We start from the raw sequence: 22,242 nt of genomic DNA on the forward strand, positions 1-22,242 counted from the left end.
TCACTCGCAGGTGGGCGCGGCCGGTACCGGATTGCCCATGACCACATCGGCGGCGGTCGGGAAACAGCGCACGCAGGCCTCGTTGATCCGGTACAGACTGGAGGTCCCCTGCTTCTCAACCAGCACGAACCGCACCTCGGCCAGGATCTTCAGATGGTGGGAGACGGTGGACTGGCCCACCCCGGAGGCCATCACGATCTCGCCCACGCTCATCGGCACCCGCCGCCGGGCCAGCAACGACACGATCTGGATCCGCGTCGCGTCCGCCAGCGCCTTGAACCAAGCGGCGTACTCTTCGGCCTCCGCACGCGGCAGTGACTCCTGCTTCTCATTCATCGTCCATCGACGATATTCGATATACTTGGGAAACGGAAGCCCGTCGCCCCGACGGCATAGGGCTGGCATCCGTGAGCCCAAAGGCTCGCAGCCCAGGGCCTTCGCCTTAACGGTGGCATGCCATGGCGGCGCTACGGCGCGTCCGTCGTGGTGCTGCTCGGGCCAACGGGCCCAAGCGTGCGCCGGCATCGGCCGGCCTGGCAGTCCTGCAGGCTCTCGGCGGCGGACTGGCGCGCCTTCCGCGGGCTTGAGAGGTTCCGGCGGATTTCACATGCCTCTGAGCGCCCCGGCGAAGCGATCCACCTGGCTTACGTCCGAGGCCCAGCAGTAGAACATGACCTCGTCGGCGTCGATGTCCGCCATCCGGGCGGCCGTGTCGCAAATCTGGTCGGACGTGGTGAGCATGCTGGCCACTGCACCGTCGGCGAAGCCGACCGGCAGGTTCATGTAGTGGGGGCCGCTGTAGTAGTCGTACAACCGGTCACGCGCCTCCTTGATCAGATGATCCGGTCCCAGTGCGGCGTTGAACTGGGCGACCAGCCGGGGACGGCCCGAGCGTCCCTGAGCCTGCCACTCCGTCTCGGTGGACCGGAACAGACTCTCGGCGTCGGCGAGGTGCGCCGCGCACAAGAAACCGTCGCCCAGGCGGGCGGCACGACGGATCCCGGCCGGGCTGAAGGCACCGAACAACACTTCCGGGCCGCCCTGACGGGCGGGCTTGGGCCCGATCGGGCCGATCCCCTCGCCGTACGGCTCGCCCGACCAGACTCGGCGCATCACTCCCATGATCTCCTCTAGCCGCGCGCCGCGCCGGTGGACGTCCGCACCTGTGGCCTCGTAGTCGTCCCGGCGCGCCCCCAAGCCGATGCCGAGCGTGAAGCGCCCTTCCGACATGCGGTCCAGGGTCGCGGTCTGCTTGGCCAGCAGCGTCGGCTCGCGGAGCGGAGCGAGCAGCACCTCTGTTTGCAGGCGGATTCTGGAGGTCGCCCCCGCGAGTACGGCCAGTGTCACCAGAGGCTCGGGATTGTCGTAGACGAGACGGTCCAGCAAACCGAGCGTGCTGAACGGGCCCTCGTCCGCGCCCCGAGCCCACTCCAGCAAGGCCACAGGTTCGCTGATAGGCAGGCCGAGGCCGACTTTCATACGTCCCCCCAAGGTTCTCACCGTGGGCGAGTGGCCGACGGTTGAGCGGCGTACCCGGGTTACCGTGCCCGCCGCGCCCCCGCTGATGCCATCGTGGTGCATCTCTGGCCATAACCTTCTCTCCCCTTGGAGCGGTGGTCACCGACGCGGGCTCGCTTACCCTCTCACCTCGACAGACGGCCGTGACGGGACTTTCCGCTCCGCTGTTCTCCGACCCCCGGCACCAGGCGCGACTCACCGGCGCCAGGTAGCAGGCCCGGGTCGGCGGCCTTCTCGGCCCAGCGATCTTGGTCGCTCACCTCAGCCGGGCCGGTCGACATCCTGCGGCGTGCGCATCCGATCATCGCGTTGGTGGGGATGCTCGGCCAGGTCGTGGTCGGCGAACACCTCGATCAGTCGGCTGACCGGAAAGGCGGCCTCGGTGGGGTAGCGCAGGTGCTGATCGGGATGGATGCGGTAGTGGTTGCGCCGCCCGACACGTTCGCGGCTCAGGTATCCGGCCTGGTGCAGATCATTGATGATGCCGTGCACGGCGCGCTCAGTGATGCCGATCGCCGCGGCGATGTCGCGCATCGTGGCGTCCGGGTGGCGGGCGATCTCCATCAGCACCCGGGCGTGATGGGTAAGGAAAGTCCAGCGGGAAGAGCCGCCCTCGGAAACGGTCACGACGGCGTCACACTCTCGCTCTAGCAGGCTGATAACTCACCACAGGTCCGCGCCTACTCCCGAAACTTTTCATGAACTGTCTTTCCGGTAACATGCTTCAGTGGATATTCTGGCCCGGAACCATTCCTCGCTGCAAGACAACCACTGTCCGGGCAGCGCAGGAGCACGGAGCCGGACACCCGACCCTCGCCTTCCCGCCGACTGGAGAGATGACCCGTGAGCCCACTCATGGTGACCTATCATCGCCTGCCCGCCGGCACGGTGGTCTGGGTTAGTGGCGAAGTCGATGCCACCAACTCCGCTCAGCTGGAGATCTTTCTCGCCGGCGTCCATCCGCGCTCACAAGAGCCGCTGCTGCTGGAACTGAGCGGCCTGTCCTTCCTGGATGGCTCCGGCCTGGCGGTCCTGCTCCGCGCCCGTAACCGGCTGCAGGTCGCCGGTGGCGACCTGCACGTGATCAGCCCGCACACACGCGTGCTGCGCCTACTAGAGATCACCCGCCTGGGACCGGTGATGAATCTGCACCCCGACCTGCCATGCGCACTCCAAGCAGTCAGCCCGCACACCGCTGCCACGGACTTCACCGCTGGTCCCACCTGCGGCCTTGTCGCCGACCTCACCCCTGCCCAGCTCGCCGCCCAGAACTCTCCAGCCGCCGCTGTGGACGTCGGGGTTGTGCTCCCACCAGCACTGACATGAGCCTCACCCTGGCATCGGCCCGCTCGGCTCGGCCGGCATCCGGTAGACGCCGGCCACCGAGGGATGGCTGACTTCCCGCACATACTCCCGCCCGCACTCGGCCATCCCGGCGAAGAGCATGCGGGTATGCGTGCACCGATGATGCAGATCGGCTCGGTCGTTACCGATCAGCAGTGGGCCGAGGAGTGGTCGGATCAGTTGGAGAATCTGCTGGTCGAGGTGGGTGAGATCTTTCCGCGGGTGGAGGTGCGGCGTCGGGCGGCTGACTTCGTCCGGGGATTGCTGGGGCCGATCTCGCGTAAGAACGGCTGGCAGTTGGCCGAGTACGTCGGCGACGAGCACGCCTGGGGGCTGCAACACCTGCTGTCGCGAGCGGTGTGGGAGCCCGACATGCTGCGGGATTTCGTGCGCCGTTATGTGCTGGATGGGCTGGCGATGCCGGGCGCAGGTCCGGGTGGCGCCGGGGTCCTGGTGATCGACGAGACAGGGTTCGAGAAGCGGGGTCGCAGCTCGGCCGGAGTGGCCCGCCAGTACACGGGCACCGCGGGTGCTGTGGTCAACTGCCAGATCGGGGTGATGGCGGCCTGGGCCACCGCAGCCGGGCAAGCCATGATCGACCGTGAGCTATACCTGCCCGAGGAGTGGATGCAGGATCGGGACCGATGCGCGGGCGCGCACATCCCCGGCGAGCGCGCGTTCGCCACCAAGCCGCGCCTGGCCGAGCAAATGATCAGCCGCGTTCTGCCCGATCTGCCGCCCGGCCATGTGTGGGTGGCCGCCGATGAGGTCTACGGCCGTGACGGCGCCTTCCGCTCCTCCTTGGAAGAGCGTGGCCTGCCCTACGCGGTGACCATCCAGGCCAACCAGAAAGTGCTGGATCGGCCGGGTTTTCGGCACGTGGCCGGTCTCGTCGCCCGGATCGCCGAGGAGTGCGACTGGTTGAGCCTGCCGGCCGGGCCGTCCCAGCTGGACACCCGTATCTGGCAGTGGTGGGTCCGCCGCCTGCCCGACCCGGAAGCCGGTATCGGCGCGGATGACCAGCAGTCCGCCGCCGACCCCAGCTGCTGGGCCCGCTGGATGATCGCTCGACGTCGCCCCGAGACCCCGGCCGACCGCGACTACTACCTGGCCTGGGGGCCACCCGACACACCCATCGAGGAACTGGTTCTCGTACCCGGCGCCCGGTGGCGGGTAGAAGAAGCCATCAAGCTCGGCAAATCCGCCTGCGGCCTGGCCGACTACGAGGTCCGTTCCTACCACGGCTGGTACCGGCACATCACCCTTGCCCAGTTAGCCGCCGCATTCCTCGCCGTCCAACAGGCCACCACCGCCGTGGCCGAGGGCGATCTCCACTGCGACGGCGACGGCACCACCACCCACACAGGGGGTTCTCGCCCCGTCTATCACCAGCACCTCCACGCTCTCCAGCCGCGTTGAGCCAGTGGGGTACTCCACCTACGAGATCCGTCGCCTTCTCCTCGCGGTCACGACCTTGCCCAGCCCGAGCGCACGGCTGCAGCATGCGCTGGCCTGGTCCCGCTGGAGACGTCGCCGCCAAGCCGTTGCCCGCGCCTGTCACCGAGCCCGGCAGGTTACCGCCAGACCCCCACCGACGCAGGGATCTCCAAGAGTCACGGCGATCTACGACTGAAGGACTAGGCGGGCCGGGCGGCGAGGAACTGGGTGGCGGCGAGCTCGCGGTACAGGTCGTCGGTGCCGAGCAGGTCGGCGTGGGTACCGGTGGCCCTGACCCGGCCGCCCTCCATCACCACGATCTGGTCGGCGCCGGCCACCGTGGACAGCCGGTGGGCGATCACCAGCACGGTGGTCTCCGAGGACACCTCGGCGATCACCTCCCGCAACAGCAGCTCGTTGACCGCGTCGAGCTGGGAGGTGGCCTCGTCCAGCAGGAGCAGGCGGGGGCGGCGCAGCAGCGCCCGCGCGATGGCCACCCGCTGGCGCTCGCCTCCGGAGAGCGTGACGCCGCGATGACCCACCTCGCTGTCCAGCCCCGCGGGGAGCCGGGCGACCAGCTCCTCCAGCCGTGTCAGCCGGAGCACCCGCCCGATGGCCTCGTCCGAGGCGTGCGGCGCCGCCAGGACCAGGTTCTGCCGGAGCGTGCCGTCCAGCACCGGCGCGTCCTGCTCCACGTAGCCGAGGGCGGCGCGCAGCTCGAACGGCCGCCACTGCCGGATGTCGCGCCCGTCGACGCTGATCTCGCCGCCCTGGCGTTCGTAGAACCGCTCCAGCAGGGCGAAGACCGTGGACTTGCCCGCCCCCGAGGGGCCGACCAGCGCCGTCACGCCGCCTGCCGGGACGGCGAAGGACACCTCGTGGTGCGCTGGCGGGCGGCCGCCGCCGTAGCCGAAGGCCACGTTCTCGAACCTCACGCCGACCGGCGCCGCCTGCACCCGGTCCGTGCCGCCCGGGCCCGCCGGCGAGGTCTCCTCCGCCGGGAGGTCCTCGATCTCCCGGATCCGGCTGAGCGCCGCCAGGCCGCCCTGCACCCTGGTGAGCCCCTGCAGCAGCTGGGCGATCGGCGCGACCAGGTAGAACAGGTAGAGCAGGAAGGCCACCAGCGACGACACCTGCAGGGCCCCGGAGGCGACCCGGGCCCCGCCGACGCCGAGCACCGCCACGAAGGTGAGCTGGGCGGCGCCCCAAGAGGCGGTGCCCGCGACGGAGGTCCACCAGGCGACGGCGACACCGCGGTCGCGGGCCCGGCGGGCCGCGCCGGCCACCGCATCGATCTCCCGCTGCTCGGCGCCGGCGGCCTTGACCGTGCGGAAGGCCTGCAGCACCCGGTCCAGCGCCGCGCCCATCTCCCCCACCGACTCCTGCGCCTGGACCGAGGCCCGCCGGATCCGCGGCATGACCAGGCCCACCAGCCCGCCGACCAGGACGAGCACGCCCACGGTGACCAGCAGCAGCGGCCCGTCCATGAGCGCCATCATCACCACGGCGCCCACCAGCATGAACACCGCGGTGACCGACTCGACGATCCCGTCGGTGAACACCGCGCGCAGCAAGGTGGTGTCGGAGGTGACGCGAGACAGCAGGTCGCCGGGCTTGAGCCGGTCCACCTCGCAAACGGGCAGCCGCAGCATCCGGTCCACCAGGTCGCGCCGGGCGCGGTAGACGATGCCCTCCCCCATCCGCTCCAGCACGTACCTGCCCAGCGCGCCGGCGAGCGCGCCTGCCGCGAGCACGACCACGGTCAGGCCCAGCAGCGGCCCGGCCGGCGAGCGCTGCGCGCCGAACGCCTCGACCGCCGTCTTGGCCAGCAGCGGCATCGCCAGCCCGGCCAGCGAGCCGGCCAGGGTGAGCGCCCCGCCGAGCGCCAGCAGGCCGCGGTGGGGCCGCAGGTGGTCCAGCAGCGGCCGCCAGGAACCGTGCGCGCGGCTCATGCCGGGGCGGGAGCGAGGTAGGCCGGGCGAAGGGCTATGCGGCGGCGGACCTCCTCGGATCCGAAGTGGTGGTCCAGGCGCCGGGTCGCCTCGGCCCAGTCGCGCATCGAGCGGATCGAGGACAGGGTCTCCACCACGAAGGGGTTGCGCCAGCGTTCGATCGAGCGCTGCCACAGGGTGAGGGGATCGTCGGCCAGCAGGCTTCCCACGGTCCCTTCGTAGATGGGCATCGCCCGTACCTGCCCGTCGGGCTCCACCTGCATCATCGGGAAGCCGTAGCGCGCGATCATGTCGGGGTTCATCTGCAGCAGGAAGTTGTCGGTCGTCATCACCTGCACCGAGGGCGGCGCCAGGGATTGCAGGTGCGTGACGCGCTCGGGGCTCGCCAGCGTGCTCAGTTCCTGTTCGGTGAGCAGCTCGCCCTCGAAGCCGGGCCTGCTGGCCAGCCCGGACGGCAGCACAGCGCCGAAGATGAGGAACGCCATGTTCGCGAAGCGGGGGGCGACGGCGGTGCAGAACTCCTCCATCTGGTGGAGGTTGCCGCGGGTGACCACGCAGTCGATGCCGAACCTGACCTCGTGGTGCGGGGCGACCTCGTCGAGGATGGCCAGCGCCCGCATCGCCCGCTCGAACGAGCCGGCCCGCCCGCGGATCCCGTCGTGGACCTCGGCGCTGGCCCCGTCGACGCTCACGGTGATCCGGGAGAAGACCCGGACGGCGTCCCGGGCCGCCCGCGGGGTGAAGGTCCAGCCGCCGGTGTAGAGGTTGACGGCGATGCCGGCCTGCCTGATGCGCTCGGCGACGTCGAAGATCCCCCGCACCAGCAACGGTTCGCCGCCGGCGAACTCCACCGACTCCGGGCCCAGGGCGACGATCGCGTCGGCGACCCGGAGCATCTCGTCGTGGCCCAGCTGGCGAGAGGGCCGCCTGCCCGACTCGGAGTAACAGTGCGTGCATCGCAGGGGGCAGGCATAGGTGACGTCCCAGGTGACGGTACCGGGCCCTTTGAGGCTGCTCATGGTATTCCCTTCAACGCCTGACGGTCGGTGGGCGCCAGCATGCGCGGCGCCGCTTGTGCCGCACTTGGAAGCGGCTGGAGCGTGTCCTCAAGCGCGCAGGACACTCGCTCCCGCCCGCCGCGAACCACCCAGAAACGCTGTGACCTGCACAAACAATGGTGGCGACGCTCGCTGTGACGGCGGCCGCCGTCCTCGCCACCTGCACCTGCAGTCGCCTCCAAGTGCGGCGCAAGTAGCGCCTTGCATGCTCTGAACCGCGGTCAGCCGGACACGGTCCGACGTCACGTTCGGACGTCGTGTCCGGCCCGGGGATCGCGGACGTCCGTTCCGACGACGGGGAGACGCAACCATGCACGACGAACGCGTACCGGCCGCGCACGCGGCCCTTGTCCCAGGAGTCGGCGATGGCGGTGCGTGAGCGGCTGACGCTGGAGCCGGTACCGCTGGAGCAGGTGCCCGAGGTCACCCGCTTCCTCACCGAGCTCGGCCTGGGAGCGCTGCGGCAGGACGCGATCACCGCGTTCTTCGGCCGCAACGACAGCTGGGCGGGAGTGACCGACGCCGGCGTCCCGGTCTTCGTCAAGAAGACCCTCGGCGAGGCGGACCTGGTCCGGCTCAGGGTGGAGCGGACCAGGGCGATGAGCGCGCTGCTCGACGGACACCAGGTGATCAACGCGCCCCGGTTCCTGGGCGGCGACGCCGAATCCGGCCTGGTGGCCTTCACCCTGCTGCAGGACGCCCGCAGCGGAGCCGACCTCGCCTCCGACGACGACTTCACCTGGGAGCTGGCCCGCTCGGCCGGCCTGCAGATCGGAACGCTCCACACCCTCCAGGCGCCGCCGGTGGTGGCCCAGGACACCTCGCCGCCGCCGGTCCCGCCGCTCGGCCGCCTGTCGGCTCTCCCGCTGAGCGTCTACGCGGCCGCGAGCGGCGCCGAGCTGGAGGCGTGGGCGATCCTGCACAACGACCCCGCGATCGTCGAGGCGATCGGCGACCTGGCGCGGTGGGAGCGGAGCGCCCCCCGTGTCCCGGTGCACTGCGACATCCGGCTCGACCAGTTCCTGCACCACGACGACACCCTCTACCTGACCGACTGGGAGGAGGCCAGGGCGGCCGACGCCGCGCGCGACGTGGGCGCCTTCGCCGGCGAATGGCTTTACCGGGGCGTGCTCGGCATGGCCGGCGGCGACGACACCCCGAACGAGCGCGAGGTCGTCGCCAATGGCACCCGCCGCTTCGAGGCCCTGCGGCCCTGCGTCGAGTCCTTCTGGTCGGGCTACCTGCAGGCCAGGCCCGCGGCGCGCTCGGACCGCGAGCTGGTGGCCAGGGCGGCGGGTTTCGCCGGCTGGCACCTGATCGACCGGCTCATCGTGGCCGGCCACCGGCGCGGGCGGCTGTCACCCCTGGAGCGCGCCGCGGCCGGCGTCGGGCGCAGGCTCCTGCTCGACCCCGCAGCCTTCACCACCATCCTGGGCCTTGGAGACGAACGATGACGCGGGCACTGATGCGGGCACTGGAGCGGGTACGCGTCGGCGCGGACCTGACCTCGGCCACCGTGGACGGCCGGGAGATCACTGCCGGCGGCCCCAAGGCCCTGCGCAAGGTGCTCGCCGACGCGCTGTACGAGGCCTTCCACACCGGCCGCGACCCGCACAGGGAGCAGCCGCGCAGGCCACCGCACGACCCCGGCTTCGAGCAGGCGCTTCGCGCGATGGTCCCGCACGACAGCACCCGCGTCCTGGCCACGGTGGAGCCCGGCTCGTCGGCGGTGGTCCGGCTGAACGGCGTGCGCGTGCTGATCCCGCAGGACCGGATCGGCGCCGAGGCTCGCACCGAGACCCGCGACCAGACCCGCACCGAGACCGGCGGCGAGACCCGCGGCCAGACCCGGACCGAGACCGGCACCGGGACCGGCGGCGAGGCCGGCGGGGGGCTGTCGCGCTGGGTCACCCTGCCGGCGGTGTTGCCGGCACTGTCGCCCGGCTTCCTGCTCGTCAACGGATCGCAGGGCCACGGCATGCAGGAGGGCGCCTGCGTGCGGGTGTACGCCGGAGCCCGGACGCCCGACGCGGCTGCCGGGCTGTGGGGCGCGATACTGGCGCGGCTGGAGGAGCTGCGGCTGCCCTACCGGGCCAAGGTGCTCTCGGCCCGAGACCACTACCCCCGCCGCGACAGCGTCGTCGTCTATCTGGGGCGGCGCTCCTGGCATGCCGCCCCGGACGTCGCCGCGGCCGCGGCCGCCACCGCCGGGCTGCGCGAGGACCTGTCCCTCTACGTCGCCGCGCTCGGCTGCGGCGTCGGCTGGGCCTGGGAGCCGCACGACCTCCGGCCGGGGATGCGCGGGCTGAGCTTCGGCGAGCACCGCTCCCAGGCCGTCGCCGCTGGGCTGGTGGCCTGCGCCGGGCAGGGCGGCGACCGGGAGCAGGCGGTGACCGAGGCGCTGCGGGCCGCCGGGGCGATGCCCGGCGCGGTGCACCGCAACCTCGCCTCGCCGCCGCTCCCCTTCGAGACCACCGGACCCGAACCCGGGTCCGGAACCCGCGAGATCCAGGAAAGGAGGTGAACACCATGTCCACCGAGATCCTGATGGAGGGCGCCGACGCCTACACCTCGCTCGCCGAGGTCGCGACGGTTCCCGGCGGCGACAACCTCGAGGCCTTCCCGCCCAACAGCTGGCTCACCAGCCCGCTGTGCAGCATCGCCTACACCATCCAGTCCGGCTGCTGACGAAACCGCGTGGCGGCCTCGCGACACGTGCGGCCACGCCACGACCCCGTATTCACCTGAGAGCAACAAGGAGAACGCCATGTCCACTGAAATCCTGATGGAGGGCGCCGACGCCTACACCTCGCTCGCCGAGGTCGCGACGGTTCCCGGCGGCGACAACCTCGAGGCCTTCCCGCCCAACAGCTGGCTCACCAGCCCGCTGTGCAGCATCGCCTACACCATCCAGTCCGGCTGCTGAACCGGCGCTTCGAGCCTGAGCCGCAAAGGGGGTGAACACATGTCCGCTGAGGTTCTGATGGAGGGCGCCGACGCCTACACCTCGCTCGCCGAGGTCGCGGCGGTCCCAGGGGTCGACACCCTTGAGGCCCTCCCGACGACGACCGACTGGATCTACAGCATCTGCACGCTGACCATCGAGGGCGGCTGCTGAGGTGATCGACGTGGCGGGGCCGCGATCTCGCGGCGCCGCCACGGCTCGGGAGGCGACACACACCTAGGAGGGTTCATGGCTCCCGCACTGCTGTTCCCGCTCCAGCCCGCGCATCCCGATGTGGTCGTGCCCTTCGGGGAACTGGTGAGAAGCGGCCTGGCCGGCCGGCTCTGGCTGGGGCAATCGGTGATGGCCGAGTCCCACCAGACGATCGCCTACCTGGCGGGCCGGGGGATCAAGGTGGCGTCCGGGCTGGGGGTGACGCTGATGCCGCTGCGCCACCCGCTGGAGGCGGCGGCCCAGGCGCGCAGCCTGGCGGTGCTCACCGGCAGGCCGGTCGTCGCCGGGTACGGCGCCGCCACCGCGGAGCTGGTCAAGGCGCTGCGCGGCGCGCCCTACGACAGGCCCGCGACGGCCGCGGCCGACTATGCCCGGGCGCTGCGCGCCATCCTCGACGGCGAGATCCCCCCCACCTCCCGCGAGGCGTACGCCGCCGGCGGCGGCGGGCTGCCCCCGATGAGGCACGCCCCCGTCGAGGTGGGCCTGGGCGTGCTGCGCCCCGGCATGGCACGCAAGGCCGGCGCCGTCGCGGACGTGGCCATCACCTGGATGACGCCGCCCGCCTACGTGCGCGACACGCTGATGCCCGCCCTGGCCGAGGGCGCGGCACACCGCGGAGCGCCGCCTCGCGTCGCGGCCGTCGTGCACGTGGCGCTGGCCGACGCCGGCCGCGACCCGCGCAGGCTCGCGGAAGCCGGGGCCGGGCACCACCTGCGGGCGCCGCACTACACCGACATGCTCAGGCGGGCCGGGGTGAGCGCCGATCCGGCCGACCCGCGCGCGGGCGCCGCCGCCCTGGTGGAGGCGGGGGTCTACGTGTATGGCACGGCGCAGGAGGTCGCCGAGCGCCTGCGCGGCTACCGCGAGGCGGGCGTCGAGGAGATCGTTCTCAACCCGGCGGGAGTGATGCGGACCGAGGGGTACAAGGCCGCGCTGGCCGACGCCGAGCAGATCCTCGACGCGATGGCCGGCGCCGATGACTAGCGCGCCGCCCTTCGGCGCCGAACGCCTGCTCGTGCTCGCCACCGGGTCGCTCGGCGCCGCCTTCCTGCCGTACTGGCTCAACTGGCTGCGGCACGGCTACCCGCGGCTGGAGGTCCGGGTGGTGCTGACCCGAAGCGCCGAGCGCTTCGTGACCCGGCAGTCGGTCGCGGCCATCACCGGCAGGGACGTGCCGCTCGACGTCTGGCCGCAGGACCCGGAGCCGGGCTCGCCGCACGTGGAGTACGCGAGCTGGCCCGACACCGTCCTGGTCTACCCGGCGACCTACCATTTTTTGAGCCGGTTCGCCGGCGGCTGCGGCGACACGCCCGCTCTGCTGGCGCTGCAGTGCACGTCGGCGCTGATCGGGATCGCGCCCGCCCTGCCGCCCGGCGCGGCCGGCTCCTATGCCTACCGGCGCAACCTCGCGGCGCTCAAGGACCGGCCCAACGTCGTGGTCGCCGACCCCGTGCCCACGCTGAGCACCCACACCAGGGAGCGCGACGCCCTGGCGGCCGCTCCCCTGTCCACCCTGATCGAACAGCTGGAGCGACGGCGCGAGCGGGAGGAGCGATGAGCGAGATCGTCGAGTCGTTCGGCACCGGCTTCCTGCACACCACGATCGTCAGGCACGGCGAGGGCGACTACCTGTGGACCCGGCGGCCCGGGCCCGAGCGCCGCGACGCGATGCGCATGCCCGGCGCCGCCGTGCTCGCGGCCGTCCGGGCGCTGCCCGCAGGACCGGTCAGGCTCGCGCTGCCCGAGCGGGGCGACGGCACCGGCGTGAGCTACCGGACCGATCAGGCCGGCTCGCTGGCGGGCGTCTTCCTGCGGGGCGCGTCGGGCACGGCCCGGATCGCCGACACCCTGGCGCAGACCGGCGCGACCCTCGCCCGGCTGCACGGCACGCCGGCCCCGCAGGGCGGCCTGCCAGCCCCCGAGGGCCCGCGGCGGCTGCTGTCGTGGCTGCTGGACGGGGACGGGCCCGGCGCCGCGCCCCGGCTGCACCGGCACGCGGCCGACATCCTCGGCCCCGGCCGCAGCGCCGCGGTCGCGGCGTGGTGCGCGCCGGCGCGGCCGCGCGTGCTGCTGCACGGCGCCCCCAGCCTGGGCACCCTGCTGCCCCTGACAGCGGAGCGCGACGGCGCCCTGCTGACCGGGGAGGACCTGAGCGCCGGCGCACCGGAGTCCGACGTGGGCTGGCTCATCGGGGAACTGGTGGAGTTTCGCGAGCTGGCCGGCCGGTTCGGGCGCGCCACCCTCGACCACGACGCCCTCATCGGCCGCGTGCTAGACGGGTACGGCGCCCCCCTGGACCTGGCCGCCGTGGGCAGGGCCGCGACGGTGCGCTTCCTGAGCCACGTGCACGACTTCGCCGCGTACGTCAAATGGCACGACATCCTGCTGGACTACCTCAGGATCGTCGCCGACGTGATCGACGCGGCGCGGGCCGGGCGGTTGATCCGGCGATGAGGCGCCTGACACTGGGCAACGGCCTGCGGGTGGTCGTGGAGGAGGAGCGCTCCGCGCCGGTGGCCGCCGTCGCCGTCCACTACGGCGTCGGCTTCCGGGGCGAGGGCTTCCCCGGCCTCGCCCACCTGTTCGAGCACCTGATGTTCGAGGGGCACTTCCAGCAGGTGGAGGGCATCGGAGGGTTCTGCAACGCCTCGACCCGGCAGGACTACACCGACTTCTACACCGTCGTCCCGGCCGAAGCCCTCGACCGGGTGCTGGCCCTGGAGGCCGCCCGCATGCGCGCCCCGAAGATCACCGAGCGGGCCGTGCGGGCACAGACCTCGGTGGTGCGCGAGGAGATCCTGGGGAAGCTCCGCAAACCGTACGGCGGCTTTCCCTGGCCCAGGCTGTCGCCGGTGCTGTTTCGCGACGCCGCCAACGCCCACGACGGGTACGGCGACCACGAGTCCCTGCGCCGCGTTACCCTCCATGACTGCGAGGCCTTCTTCGAACGCCACTACAGCCCGGCCAACGCCGTGGTCACGGTGTCGGGGGACGTCTCGGCGGAGGCGGTGCTGGAGGTCGTCGCACGCACCTTCGGGCAGATTCCCGCCAGGCCCGCCCCCGCGCCCGTCTCCTGGTGGGAGCCGCCGGCCGGGCCGCGGCAGGCCTCTTACCTTGACCGGCTCGCGCCGCTGCCGGCCCTCGCCGCCGGCCACCGGGTGCCCGACCCGGCATCCGGCGCCCACGTCGCGCTGTCGGCCCTGGCGGGCCTGCTCGCCGGTGGCGGCAGGCCGCGACTGCGCGAACGCCTGCGCCGCGAGACGGGACACACCATCACTTTCTCGGCGCGTGTCGGGCTGTTCGACTTCCTCGACGCCCGAGACCCCGACATGTGGGTGCTCACCGCGGTGCACCCGAGGGAGGTGCCCGCCGAGCGGGTGCTGGCCGCCGTGGACGCCGAACTGGAGTCACTGGCCGGCGACGGGCCCGGTGAGCAGGAGCTGCGGCGCTGCCGCAGCTCCTGGCTCACCTCCCATCACCGGTCCATGGACCGCATCGCCAACCGGGTGCGCCTGCTGGGACGTTTCGAGCTGCTGTTCGGCGACGCCTCGCGTGCCGTGCGGCTGCCGGAGATCTACGCCGGGGTGAGCGCCTCGGACGTGGCGGCCGCGGCGCGCGGTCTGCGCCCGGACTCGCGCGCGCTGCTCACCGTCCGCCCGAAGGAGGAATGACGTGGACCGTACGCTCGCCAACGGCCTGCGGGTGCTGGCCCTGCGCCACGGCGTCACCCCCCTGGTCGAGGCGCGCCTGCACCTGCCCCGGCCCTGCCCGGCCCGGGGCGACCTGGCCTCGTCCATGCTGCTGGCGGCCTGCCTGTCGCGGCGCGAGGACGTGGAGTCGGACGTGGAGCTCGACGCGGCGGCCGACGTCCACCAGATGACCGTCACCGCCCACGGCCCCGAGCCGCGGTCGCTGGCGGCGGCGCTGGCGCAGGTGGTGCGGGCGGTACCCGGCGAGGCCGAGGTGGAGCCGGCGCGCGGGCAGCTGGCCGCCCAGCTGAAGATGGTGCGCGCGCACCCCGACATCACGATCAGGCACGAGCTGGCGCGGCACCTGTTCGGCGATCACCCGGTGGCCTTCCAGGTGAGCGAGGAGGACGTCGGGCGGTGGCCGGAGCGGCCCTTGGACCCGTCCGGCGCCGTCCTGGTGATCCTGGGCCGGGACGACCCCGAAAGCCTGGCCGACGCCGCCGGCGAGGCGCTCGTCGGCTGGCCGACACCCCCGTGCCCCGCCCCGCCCCTGCCGCCGCTTCCCCCCATCGAGGGCGGCCGGCTCGCGCTGCTGCCGCGGCCCGGCGCGCCGCAGTCGCGCGTCCGCCTGCGCGCGCAGGCGGTGACGGTCGAGCACCCGCGCTATCCGGCCCTCTTCCTGGCCCTCAACGTGCTGGGCGGCTACCTGTCCTCCCGGCTGTCAAGGAGCCTGCGCGAGGACAAGGGCTACGTGTACGGCGTCACGACCTTCTTCGACACCCACCCCGGCAGCGCGCTGCTGGCCATCGAGGCCGACACGGCGGCGGCCACCACCGGCGCCGCGCTCGAGGTGCTGGCCGCCGAGCTGCGCCGGATGCGCACGCACCCTCCCACCGAGCGGGAGATCGGCTCCGCCCGGGCCTACGCGCTCGGCTCCATGGCCACTCGCCTGGCCCCGCGTGCGGCCTTCGCCTCCGCCCTCGCCGACATGGCGGCCAAGGGCAGGGACCCGCTGTGGCTGCTCGACTTCCCCCGCCGCCTGGCGGCCGTGTCGTCTCGCGACGTGGTGGCGGCGGCGAAGGACTTCTTCGCTCCCGGGCGCTTCTCCGGCCTGGTCGCCGCCGACCCCGGTACGCTCGCCTCCCCCCTGTCCCTGTGACCGGCGGGGCTCCTCGCCGGCCTCCGGCGATGATGAGGCATTTCCCCTGTAGCCGCCGCGCGGTCTCCGAGGAAATGGCAAAGATCATGCAGGTCATCGGGGCTGGTTTCGGCCGTACGGGAACGCTCTCGCTCAAGACGGCTCTGGAGCGGCTGGGGTACGGGCCGTGTCACCACATGAAGGAGGTGATCGAGCGGCCGGAGCAGATCCGCCGGTGGCTCGCCCTGGCCGAGGGACGGCCGGTGAGTGCGCCGCCGTGCTGGGCGGCGGCGCGCGGCCGCCTGGGGGCGAAGGCAGTCGCTGACGGCTCTCAGCCGCGGCGTGCGAGCGTGACGAGGAAACGACAATCTCCCGACAGCTCCAGCACCGATGCGTTCGCCAACTGCTCGACGTGCCGGTCGTACTCCACGCCGTCCATCAGCTTGCACAGGTCAACGAGGAGGAGCTTACCGGTTTTGAGGCTGGCCAGCGCGTAGGCGTACCAGCGTTGGCCGTGGCTGGTCGCGCCACCAACCGGATGGCGCAGCACCACCGTGGTGACATCCGCGAGGCCCTCTTGCCGCAGCAGGTCATCGAGCTCGCGCTCCAGGCCGAGCGTCCCGAGCCGCCGCAGCGCCTGCTGGCCGGCGGTCATGATGGCCACCGCGGACGGGTGGTCCAGGCGCAGGGCCTGGTCGGGTACGTTGCCGAGCATCAGTACCCCGTCGGGCGCCAGCACCGCGACCAAGTTGGCCAGCGCGGCACGCCTGTCGGGTAGGTAGAGCAGGACCATCCACATGATCACCGCGTCGAAACCGCCGTCGGGGACGACATCCTCAGGGATCTGCTCCCGGGCGTCGTGCACCAGAAACCGCACGTTCGTGCCGGGGACGCCGTTCGCGGACGCGGCCGCGATCGCAGGGACGTCGACGTCGGCACCGACCACTCGCGCGTGCGGGTAGCGTCGCGCGATCTCACGGCTGAACTGGCCCTCGCCGCACCCCACGTCCAGCACCGACCAGTCCGCGTGGTCCGGGTCCGTCGCCAAGCCACCCAGCCGCAGCATCTCGTCGAACCACAGGTTGAAATCCTCCCGCAGCAAACTGAACTGGAACTCCAGCCGCTGCCGTTCGTCGAGATTGTGGCCGAAGACGTAGTTCGAGTGCTCACCGAACAACCGCGGCGAAGGATCGATTCGTTCGCCCATCCCGCCGCCTCCTTTCGGGACTGCGGACACCGGACACGCAAGGCCTACCTCGACGGACCTGCCGAATCATTCTGCGCTTGGCGGTGGCACGGGTCAACGCACCGGGTGATCCTTTGTTCGAGTTCGCCGCTCAGGTCCTGCAGCCCTTCGCGTAGCGCGAACTCGTGGTCACAGCCGGGACGGATCCGGCGGCCCATCAGTCCATGGTGGGCCACGGCGAGGACGTCTCTGGCAGATCAGTTCTTGCTGTGTGCCGATTCGAGCCAGTCCAGGAGCAGGTCTGCCACGAGGTCGGGCGCCTCGAGTTGTGGCACGTGTCCGATGCCGGGGAGGCTCTCGAACCGCCAGTTCGGGTTGCGCGACGCCGCCTCCCGGGCGGCGCTGATGGGCACCAGGCGATCCCTTTCGCCGTGCATGAGGAGCACGGGGGCGGTGATGGCGCGCATCGCCGACCAGTATGCCCCGCGGTTGGCGTTCAGAAGGAGCAGGGAGCGGGCGGCGGAGAGAAATGCGGCGTCGAGACCGGGTATGGTGGCGCGCTGCTCGGCGAGGGCGACCGAGGCGGCGACGATCTCCTCTGGGACGGCCGACGGATCGGCGCAGCAGAGCGTGAGGAGCTGGCGGACCATCTGCCGGGCACATTACGGTGAACTCCTTGTCCCCGGCCTGCCTACCGAAGATCATGAACCGAGCATGGACCGCCCAATCGATCACTCGGTCTAGCGCCCATGGTGCGCACATCGGCGCGGAGTACGTGCGGTCGATGTACGGCTGTGCCAGCCACGGCTCGCCGAGTCCCCTGATCCTGTGGCGCTCCCGGCGCAGCAGCACCGCTGGCACAGACAGCAGACGACGCGCAACAGCATATACAGTCGAAAGGATCACCCACCTATGGTCCCCTTGACGGTAGAACTACCCGGACGCGGCAGCCCTGAGCAGCGAGATCCTGTTTTCGAGCGGCACACGGTTCCACGTCACCCCTGCGGACATGGCGGTGTTCGAAGGGCTGCGCAATGTGCGGGTGAGCCTGCTGTTCACCTACTCGGGGATCCGGGACGCCCGGGTGGAGCCGATCGCCAAGACCACCACCACGGTGGACTCCATCCTCACCGCGGCGAGCCTACGTCGCCGCACGAAGGTGATCCTCTACTGGCGGCCGATCGTGCCCGGCTGGAACGACGACCCCGACACCATGGCCGGCGTGCTCCAGGTCGGCCGATACGTGGACGCCGTGGTGTTCACCGGCTACTACCACAAGCCGGAAAACGCCGGATACCTTCGTGACCTCGGGGTGCCGGTGCCCTACGAGGATGACTACCAACGCCGCAAGGTGCTGCCCGGCGACCTAGACGCCCGCGTCGTGCGGGCCTGGCGCGACTCCGGTATCACCACACCGTTGTTCCGCAAGACCTCCTGCGGGGTCACCTACGCCCACCAGGTGGCTGACTACAACGGGCACCTTGGCGTGCCGGAGGTATGCGACATCTGCCCGGCCGCGCAGATCGCACGCTGCGCGTCCGCGCTCCGGACACCCACCGAGGACGAGTTCCGGGCGGCCCTGGAATCGTTCGGCTACCCGGTGGACGCGCCGTTCGTGGTGGAAGATGGCCATGTGCTGACGCACGCCCTGGGCGAGCAACGCCGGTACGCCCTCCAACACGCCTTGGGCTACCAGGTGTGGGAGGTCGACCACCCGCATGTCCACACCGCTCACGGGCGCGCCCTGCAAGGGTATGTACTCAGCGACGAAGAGCAGGCGCAACTCGACCAGGCGCGGGAACGGCTCGCCGCCGGCGCCCGCTACGACGACGACTGACCAACCAGGAGAGGCCCACCATGCACGACCAGCCGTGGACCGCCGCCCCACTGGTCGCGTTCGACCTGGAGGGCACCGGCAGCCAGGACCGTGGCGATGAGGCGATCCTCGAGGTCGGGGTCGTCCCGCTGGAAGCCGGCCGCCCCCACATGGCCGCCGGCTACCACTCCTTGGTCAACCCAAGGCGGCGCATCCCACGCCGCCCCTGGATCTCTCCGGGCTTGACCGACGACACACTCGCTGCCGCGCCTTCCCTGGACGTCATCGAGCCGGAGCTCGCTATCCGCCTGGATGGGGCGTACATCGTCGGGCACAACGTGGGAGTCGACTGGCGATTGCTGTCGCTGCGCTGCCCAGGGATCCGCCCGACCGCGCTGATCGACACGCTGAAGCTCGCCCGGCTCGCCCGCACCGGGAATCCCGGGCGAAGCCTGACCGTCCTTCTCGATCACTACGGGCTCACCGAAGAAGTAACCCGCCTCACCAGCGGAGGGCAGCCGCACCGCGCCCTGTGGGACGCGACCGGCGCCGCGCTGCTCCTAGCCGCGCTCATCGCCGACTTGCCCCGTACAACCGATCTCACCGTCGCCGGCCTGCGCCAGGCGGCCGATGTACTACTGGATGAGTCGCAGTCAGACGGCGCGGAGCAGTTCCTGCTGTTCTAGGGTGCAGCTGCGGCAGATCCAGTGACGGATCAGTCGCATAACGGCCTCCGAGGAGCAGCTCGTCACGGCTTCACGGGACAGCACGGTATCGCTGCGGTTCCTTCCGGCAGATCCACCGCCCGCCATACGAACTCGCCACGGGACGGTGAGCAGCAACCGAACGCCTCATCCAAGAGCGAGCGGGGCATTGCGTGTGGTTACCGCTCAACAGACTATGACGTCCCTGTCGCGGTCGTCGTCACATGGCTTCCGCGCATTTCTGCACACCACAGTCGCCTACAAACAAGCCGTCGACCTTATAGTTGTCTACGCACGCGCAGTTCGGCTGGCATGGCAAAATGCACAATTTCGCAAAGCCGACCGTCAAGGCATGGTACTGAGGACAGTCCAGCCCGCATCACCAGTTGCGAGATGGCAGCGTCTCATTATTCTGAATACATCACTATCTCTCTCCCCTCGGAAACAAATAGCTGTTCAGGGTAACTATCTGGCCTCCAGCCGTCTGCCTCGCACAGCATTGTAATGGCCTCTTCCACATCTTTCACTGGGCGGGAAAAGCGTTCCTCTGCAAAAGTGATCAAACGTGCGGCGTGTGGAACCCTGATCACACTCTTATCGAACACAGTCAGCCATAGGCCGTCTTCGGCGGGTATACGCTTCCCAGCATCCTCGATATCCTCATCCGAGGCATCGGCATAGATGTTACCCAGTGGATTAGACCAGCCGGACTTCAAGAATAGCGCATCACCGTATTCACGCGCGAGACGGTGAACCTCCCCTACCTGGGCAACCATGGCGGCAGCATCACCTGGAGCTTCTGTACAGAGTCGGGCATGTTCAGCCAAGGCCGCGCATAGCCCATTTACGATATTCGCAGGTGTCGGATTTATCATCTAGCACATCTCGATTCAGCAAGCCTGATTGGGATAAGGGTAGTGCCACGTCTCTATTACTTGTCCCTTATTGTTATAAACGTCTACGTGTACGTGTGGAAGCTTACCAGTGCCACACTCTTCCCGGAAGACGGAGGTATCGTGCTCCTTCATCTTCTCTCTCGCGCGTTTCACTGCCGTCTCCCGATCCGGGGACATGCCACCATCCGGGTTACGCTTGCTGGGCGCATTGGGCGCCTTTCCTCCAACACCCCACCGGTTGCACGGGCTATTGTGGACGAGTAGATCGACTCCTGTCCCTCGTACGAAGAAGGTCGGAATGCCGGCGACCGAAAGGTTGTAGACCTGTTGGCGTTCGGTCCACTTCTTCACAGCGCTGATCCGCACGTGAGCACCGGCGCTGGTCTGCAGGACCATACCGGTCTGAAGCTCTGTCGCGTTCACCCACCTATGTAGCCCGGAGGCCCAGAACGGATGCTTGTCAGTGGTGATCACCATGCCGTTGGCGTGACCTCGGCCATCGACGATTTCGACGGTGATCTCTACGAGTCCTTTGTTGCCGTTGCTGCGAATGAGATCGAGGACGAGGCGGGGACCGGTCTGGCCGGTTTCAGGGTCGGTCGCCGTGACCCAGTCACCCACCTGTACCTGATTGATGGGTTTGTGTGTGCCGTCGGCCATCAAGACCAAGGTTCCGGGTACGAAGCTGCTACATCCAGGAACGCGTGGAGGAACCCGGGGAGGAATGGGAGCGCTAGGGTACCGAGGCCGAGGTAGCCGCCAAGCACCTCCCCCCTAGAGTTGGGGGTGGAGGGTCGAAGTGCGTCCCGATGAAGTCGAATACGTCATGAATTATTTGGCCCCAGTTGATCGGTTGTGGCTGGCTGCCATATGGCACGTCGATTAAGGGTGGACCGGGAGAAGGAGTAAATTTGATCGGGGCGGAACATCCGACACAGCTGACCAGGTCAGGGTCTGGGACGGGGCAGTCCGGATCTGGATTCCATAGGTCGCAGTTGAGAGTTACCCCGTCAGAATCAAAGGGTTCGACGTAGCCGCATTTCTTCCCGCAGCCTTCCCTTTGCTCCCGTTTTCGCGGGTCGCAGTACCCCTGTTTCGGACCCTTGGTACAGTCAATAACCGGCTTACGTGGGGGTGCATCCGATCCACCGCCGCCGCCATTGGTGTTCCTGGTGGGCTGGTTCTGACTATTGTTGTTCTTTTTGTCGCCATCGTTGTTGTTCTTGTGCTGTCGACACGAGGGCGAGTCAGGGAGATACTGACAGTAGTTCTGGTCGTTCACCTGAACGGTGTCTGGCGGATCACACGGACCTGTACGACCGCTGACAGTGGATGCCTTACATTCGGGGGAGTTCCACGGAGTCGGAGTAGGACCGCCTGGCGCGTGACCAGTGGGATCCGACTGTGTCAGCGGATTAGCGTCGGCATAGCCATAGCGATTCAGTCGAATCGAAGATACTGCGGTGAGTGTCCAGGTGTCACGGCTGGTGAAGGTGCCGGTGCCGGGCTGGTACCAGCGGGCGTGCATGTTGACTTTGCCGGTGGCGGGGTCGGTGAGTTCGCCCTGGTAGCCGAGGTCGTGGCGGGCGCCGGTTCTGACGGTTTCTTCGCCGAAGGGACTGTAGGCGACCGAGTCGGCCAGTGAGGTGGCGGTGGCGCCGAAGGTGCCGATGACGTCGCCGTGCTGGTCGGCGAAGGCGAAGCGGGGGCCGGTGCCGTCGGAGATGCCGATCGGTTCGCCGTCGACGCCTCGGCTGTAGCGGCTTTGTACGGCGCCAGCGTCGTTGGTCATCGCGATGAGATCGTTTGTCAGATCGCCGTATAGGTAGCGGCTGAGTACGCCGCCCTGGCTGCGGCTGATGACGCGGTCTAGGCCGTCGTAGGTGTAGATGGCCTCGCCGTCGCTGGTCATCCGATCGAAGGCGTCGAACTTCAGCAACTTGGTGACGCCGCTCTTGGTCTCGCTCGCGGTGGTGCCGCGTCCGGTGTAGGTGTAGGTGGTGCCGTCGCCGGAGGTCAGCCGGTTACGTTCGTCGTAGGTGAAGGTCTTGGTGCCGGCCTTGGTGCGGTTGCCTGAGTCGTCCCAGGCGTAGTCGGTGACGGCGCCCCCGGGGGCGGTCCAGGAGGTCAGCCGGTTGCTGTGGTCGTAGGCATAGGTATTGGTGCCCGCGCCGGCGGTTCCGGTAGTGGTCTTGGTGGTGAGGTTGTCGTCGCGGTCGTAGCCGTAGGTGATGGAGGCGATGGCGGCGCCGGCGGAGGTCTTCAGCGTGTCGCCGGTGAGGCGGTCCATCGAGTCATAGGAGTAGGTGCGCTTGGGTCCGTTGGT

General features: G+C 69.9%; 24 protein-coding genes and 1 pseudogene. 15 read left to right on the forward strand and 10 right to left on the reverse strand.

Annotation, left to right across the window (positions count from 1 at the left end; genetic code table 11):
• From ABD810_RS19535 to ABD810_RS19545, 3 genes are all read right to left on the reverse strand, one after another.
• The gene (locus tag ABD810_RS19535) at positions 1–336 is read right to left on the reverse strand and encodes an ArsR/SmtB family transcription factor (RefSeq protein WP_344941882.1); all 336 of its coding nucleotides are present in this window, start codon (positions 334–336) and stop codon (positions 1–3) included.
• A gap of 267 nt (positions 337–603) precedes the next feature.
• Complete coding sequence (locus ABD810_RS19540; protein ID WP_344941885.1) at positions 604–1,443, reverse strand: LLM class flavin-dependent oxidoreductase; 840 nt, start codon at positions 1,441–1,443, stop codon at positions 604–606.
• Positions 1,444–1,779: 336 nt separating this feature from the next.
• A complete protein-coding gene (locus tag ABD810_RS19545) occupies positions 1,780–2,145 on the reverse strand; it encodes a helix-turn-helix transcriptional regulator (protein ID WP_344941888.1) in 366 nt (121 codons plus the stop codon).
• Between the two features lie 216 nt (positions 2,146–2,361).
• Between ABD810_RS19545 and ABD810_RS19550 the strand changes: the two genes are divergently transcribed.
• Together ABD810_RS19550 and ABD810_RS19555 are read left to right on the forward strand one after the other, a co-directional pair.
• Positions 2,362–2,844 (forward strand): STAS domain-containing protein, encoded by a 483-nt coding sequence (locus tag ABD810_RS19550; RefSeq protein ID WP_344941891.1) that lies wholly within the window; start codon positions 2,362–2,364, stop codon positions 2,842–2,844.
• Positions 2,845–2,970: 126 nt separating this feature from the next.
• A complete protein-coding gene (locus ABD810_RS19555) occupies positions 2,971–4,281 on the forward strand; it encodes an IS701 family transposase (RefSeq protein ID WP_344941893.1) in 1,311 nt (436 codons plus the stop codon).
• Positions 4,282–4,499: 218 nt separating this feature from the next.
• On the opposite strand, the gene ABD810_RS19560 is transcribed toward ABD810_RS19555, so the two are convergent.
• Together ABD810_RS19560 and ABD810_RS19565 are read right to left on the reverse strand one after the other, a co-directional pair.
• Positions 4,500–6,251: an ABC transporter ATP-binding protein gene (locus ABD810_RS19560; RefSeq protein WP_344941896.1), complete on the reverse strand. Its 1,752-nt coding sequence runs from the start codon at positions 6,249–6,251 to the stop codon at positions 4,500–4,502.
• Positions 6,248–7,270, reverse strand: coding sequence for a radical SAM protein (locus ABD810_RS19565; RefSeq protein WP_344941900.1), 1,023 nt, complete (start codon positions 7,268–7,270; stop codon positions 6,248–6,250). The genes ABD810_RS19560 and ABD810_RS19565 overlap by 4 nt, the downstream gene beginning before the upstream one ends.
• A gap of 404 nt (positions 7,271–7,674) precedes the next feature.
• On the opposite strand from ABD810_RS19565, the gene lxmK reads away from it, so the two are divergent.
• The 11 genes and pseudogenes from lxmK to ABD810_RS19620 all read left to right on the forward strand — a co-directional run.
• Positions 7,675–8,763, forward strand: a complete 1,089-nt coding sequence (gene lxmK, locus ABD810_RS19570) for a class V lanthionine synthetase subunit LxmK (RefSeq protein WP_344941903.1) — start codon at positions 7,675–7,677, stop codon at positions 8,761–8,763.
• The gene (locus ABD810_RS19575) at positions 8,760–9,833 is read left to right on the forward strand and encodes a T3SS effector HopA1 family protein (protein WP_344941905.1); all 1,074 of its coding nucleotides are present in this window, start codon (positions 8,760–8,762) and stop codon (positions 9,831–9,833) included. The genes lxmK and ABD810_RS19575 overlap by 4 nt, the downstream gene beginning before the upstream one ends.
• A gap of 5 nt (positions 9,834–9,838) precedes the next feature.
• Positions 9,839–9,997 carry a hypothetical protein gene (locus tag ABD810_RS19580; protein ID WP_344941908.1) on the forward strand — a complete coding sequence of 53 codons (159 nt, stop codon included), beginning with the start codon at positions 9,839–9,841 and terminating at the stop codon, positions 9,995–9,997.
• A 79-nt stretch (positions 9,998–10,076) separates the two neighbouring features.
• Positions 10,077–10,235: a hypothetical protein gene (locus tag ABD810_RS19585; RefSeq protein WP_344941908.1), complete on the forward strand. Its 159-nt coding sequence runs from the start codon at positions 10,077–10,079 to the stop codon at positions 10,233–10,235.
• Between the two features lie 39 nt (positions 10,236–10,274).
• Positions 10,275–10,427: a hypothetical protein gene (locus ABD810_RS19590; RefSeq protein ID WP_344941911.1), complete on the forward strand. Its 153-nt coding sequence runs from the start codon at positions 10,275–10,277 to the stop codon at positions 10,425–10,427.
• Positions 10,428–10,502: 75 nt separating this feature from the next.
• The gene (locus ABD810_RS19595; protein ID WP_344941914.1) at positions 10,503–11,471 is read left to right on the forward strand and encodes an LLM class flavin-dependent oxidoreductase; all 969 of its coding nucleotides are present in this window, start codon (positions 10,503–10,505) and stop codon (positions 11,469–11,471) included.
• Positions 11,464–12,045, forward strand: coding sequence for a flavoprotein (locus tag ABD810_RS19600; RefSeq protein WP_344941917.1), 582 nt, complete (start codon positions 11,464–11,466; stop codon positions 12,043–12,045). Before ABD810_RS19595 ends, ABD810_RS19600 begins: the two co-directional genes overlap by 8 nt.
• Entirely contained in the window at positions 12,042–12,941 is a 900-nt protein-coding gene (locus ABD810_RS19605; protein WP_344941919.1) for a phosphotransferase, read from the forward strand. Before ABD810_RS19600 ends, ABD810_RS19605 begins: the two co-directional genes overlap by 4 nt.
• Positions 12,938–14,158 carry a M16 family metallopeptidase gene (locus ABD810_RS19610; protein WP_344941921.1) on the forward strand — a complete coding sequence of 407 codons (1,221 nt, stop codon included), beginning with the start codon at positions 12,938–12,940 and terminating at the stop codon, positions 14,156–14,158. The genes ABD810_RS19605 and ABD810_RS19610 overlap by 4 nt, the downstream gene beginning before the upstream one ends.
• 1 nt (position 14,159) lies before the next feature.
• Positions 14,160–15,335 (forward strand): M16 family metallopeptidase, encoded by a 1,176-nt coding sequence (locus tag ABD810_RS19615; protein ID WP_344941924.1) that lies wholly within the window; start codon positions 14,160–14,162, stop codon positions 15,333–15,335.
• Positions 15,336–15,421: 86 nt separating this feature from the next.
• A pseudogene (locus ABD810_RS19620) lies at positions 15,422–15,568 on the forward strand (sulfotransferase); the annotation flags it as partial.
• A gap of 77 nt (positions 15,569–15,645) precedes the next feature.
• Here ABD810_RS19620 and ABD810_RS19625 read toward each other — a convergent pair.
• Positions 15,646–16,521: a class I SAM-dependent methyltransferase gene (locus ABD810_RS19625; protein WP_344941927.1), complete on the reverse strand. Its 876-nt coding sequence runs from the start codon at positions 16,519–16,521 to the stop codon at positions 15,646–15,648.
• 236 nt (positions 16,522–16,757) lie between these two features.
• Entirely contained in the window at positions 16,758–17,150 is a 393-nt protein-coding gene (locus ABD810_RS19630; RefSeq protein ID WP_344941930.1) for an alpha/beta fold hydrolase, read from the reverse strand.
• A 359-nt stretch (positions 17,151–17,509) separates the two neighbouring features.
• Here ABD810_RS19630 and ABD810_RS19635 point away from each other — a divergent pair, with 359 nt between their 5' ends.
• Positions 17,510–18,337: a hypothetical protein gene (locus ABD810_RS19635; RefSeq protein ID WP_344941933.1), complete on the forward strand. Its 828-nt coding sequence runs from the start codon at positions 17,510–17,512 to the stop codon at positions 18,335–18,337.
• A gap of 20 nt (positions 18,338–18,357) precedes the next feature.
• The gene (locus ABD810_RS19640; RefSeq protein WP_344941936.1) at positions 18,358–19,002 is read left to right on the forward strand and encodes a 3'-5' exonuclease; all 645 of its coding nucleotides are present in this window, start codon (positions 18,358–18,360) and stop codon (positions 19,000–19,002) included.
• A gap of 425 nt (positions 19,003–19,427) precedes the next feature.
• On the opposite strand, the gene ABD810_RS19645 is transcribed toward ABD810_RS19640, so the two are convergent.
• The 3 genes from ABD810_RS19645 to ABD810_RS19655 form a co-directional block, all read right to left on the reverse strand.
• Positions 19,428–19,895: a hypothetical protein gene (locus ABD810_RS19645; RefSeq protein WP_344941938.1), complete on the reverse strand. Its 468-nt coding sequence runs from the start codon at positions 19,893–19,895 to the stop codon at positions 19,428–19,430.
• A 15-nt stretch (positions 19,896–19,910) separates the two neighbouring features.
• Positions 19,911–20,576, reverse strand: coding sequence for a polymorphic toxin-type HINT domain-containing protein (locus ABD810_RS19650; protein WP_344941941.1), 666 nt, complete (start codon positions 20,574–20,576; stop codon positions 19,911–19,913).
• Positions 20,577–20,649: 73 nt separating this feature from the next.
• Positions 20,650–22,242: RHS repeat-associated core domain-containing protein (locus ABD810_RS19655; RefSeq protein ID WP_344941944.1), on the reverse strand; the 1,593-nt coding region annotated here is incomplete at its 5' end.

The sequence above is a fragment of the Sphaerisporangium flaviroseum genome (genome assembly GCF_039537005.1).
Taxonomy (GTDB): Bacteria; Actinomycetota; Actinomycetes; order Streptosporangiales; family Streptosporangiaceae; genus Sphaerisporangium; species Sphaerisporangium flaviroseum.

Excerpts from the sequence above, each read along its gene's own strand:
- ABD810_RS19535 (WP_344941882.1), bottom strand. The coding sequence starts at position 336 with ATGAATGAGAAGCAGGAGTCACTGCCGCGTGCGGAGGCCGAAGAGTAC.
- ABD810_RS19595 (WP_344941914.1), top strand. The coding sequence starts at position 10,503 with ATGGCTCCCGCACTGCTGTTCCCGCTCCAGCCCGCGCATCCCGATGTG.
- ABD810_RS19610 (WP_344941921.1), top strand. The coding sequence starts at position 12,938 with ATGAGGCGCCTGACACTGGGCAACGGCCTGCGGGTGGTCGTGGAGGAG.
- ABD810_RS19640 (WP_344941936.1), top strand. The coding sequence starts at position 18,358 with ATGCACGACCAGCCGTGGACCGCCGCCCCACTGGTCGCGTTCGACCTG.
- ABD810_RS19605 (WP_344941919.1), top strand. The coding sequence starts at position 12,042 with ATGAGCGAGATCGTCGAGTCGTTCGGCACCGGCTTCCTGCACACCACG.
- ABD810_RS19575 (WP_344941905.1), top strand. The coding sequence starts at position 8,760 with ATGACGCGGGCACTGATGCGGGCACTGGAGCGGGTACGCGTCGGCGCG.
- ABD810_RS19645 (WP_344941938.1), bottom strand. The coding sequence starts at position 19,895 with ATGATAAATCCGACACCTGCGAATATCGTAAATGGGCTATGCGCGGCC.
- ABD810_RS19590 (WP_344941911.1), top strand. The coding sequence starts at position 10,275 with ATGTCCGCTGAGGTTCTGATGGAGGGCGCCGACGCCTACACCTCGCTC.
- ABD810_RS19565 (WP_344941900.1), bottom strand. The coding sequence starts at position 7,270 with ATGAGCAGCCTCAAAGGGCCCGGTACCGTCACCTGGGACGTCACCTAT.
- ABD810_RS19650 (WP_344941941.1), bottom strand. The coding sequence starts at position 20,576 with ATGGCCGACGGCACACACAAACCCATCAATCAGGTACAGGTGGGTGAC.
- ABD810_RS19600 (WP_344941917.1), top strand. The coding sequence starts at position 11,464 with ATGACTAGCGCGCCGCCCTTCGGCGCCGAACGCCTGCTCGTGCTCGCC.
- ABD810_RS19580 (WP_344941908.1), top strand. The coding sequence starts at position 9,839 with ATGTCCACCGAGATCCTGATGGAGGGCGCCGACGCCTACACCTCGCTC.
- ABD810_RS19560 (WP_344941896.1), bottom strand. The coding sequence starts at position 6,251 with ATGAGCCGCGCGCACGGTTCCTGGCGGCCGCTGCTGGACCACCTGCGG.
- ABD810_RS19555 (WP_344941893.1), top strand. The coding sequence starts at position 2,971 with ATGCGTGCACCGATGATGCAGATCGGCTCGGTCGTTACCGATCAGCAG.
- ABD810_RS19585 (WP_344941908.1), top strand. The coding sequence starts at position 10,077 with ATGTCCACTGAAATCCTGATGGAGGGCGCCGACGCCTACACCTCGCTC.
- lxmK (WP_344941903.1), top strand. The coding sequence starts at position 7,675 with ATGGCGGTGCGTGAGCGGCTGACGCTGGAGCCGGTACCGCTGGAGCAG.
- ABD810_RS19630 (WP_344941930.1), bottom strand. The coding sequence starts at position 17,150 with ATGGTCCGCCAGCTCCTCACGCTCTGCTGCGCCGATCCGTCGGCCGTC.
- ABD810_RS19635 (WP_344941933.1), top strand. The coding sequence starts at position 17,510 with ATGGCGGTGTTCGAAGGGCTGCGCAATGTGCGGGTGAGCCTGCTGTTC.
- ABD810_RS19625 (WP_344941927.1), bottom strand. The coding sequence starts at position 16,521 with ATGGGCGAACGAATCGATCCTTCGCCGCGGTTGTTCGGTGAGCACTCG.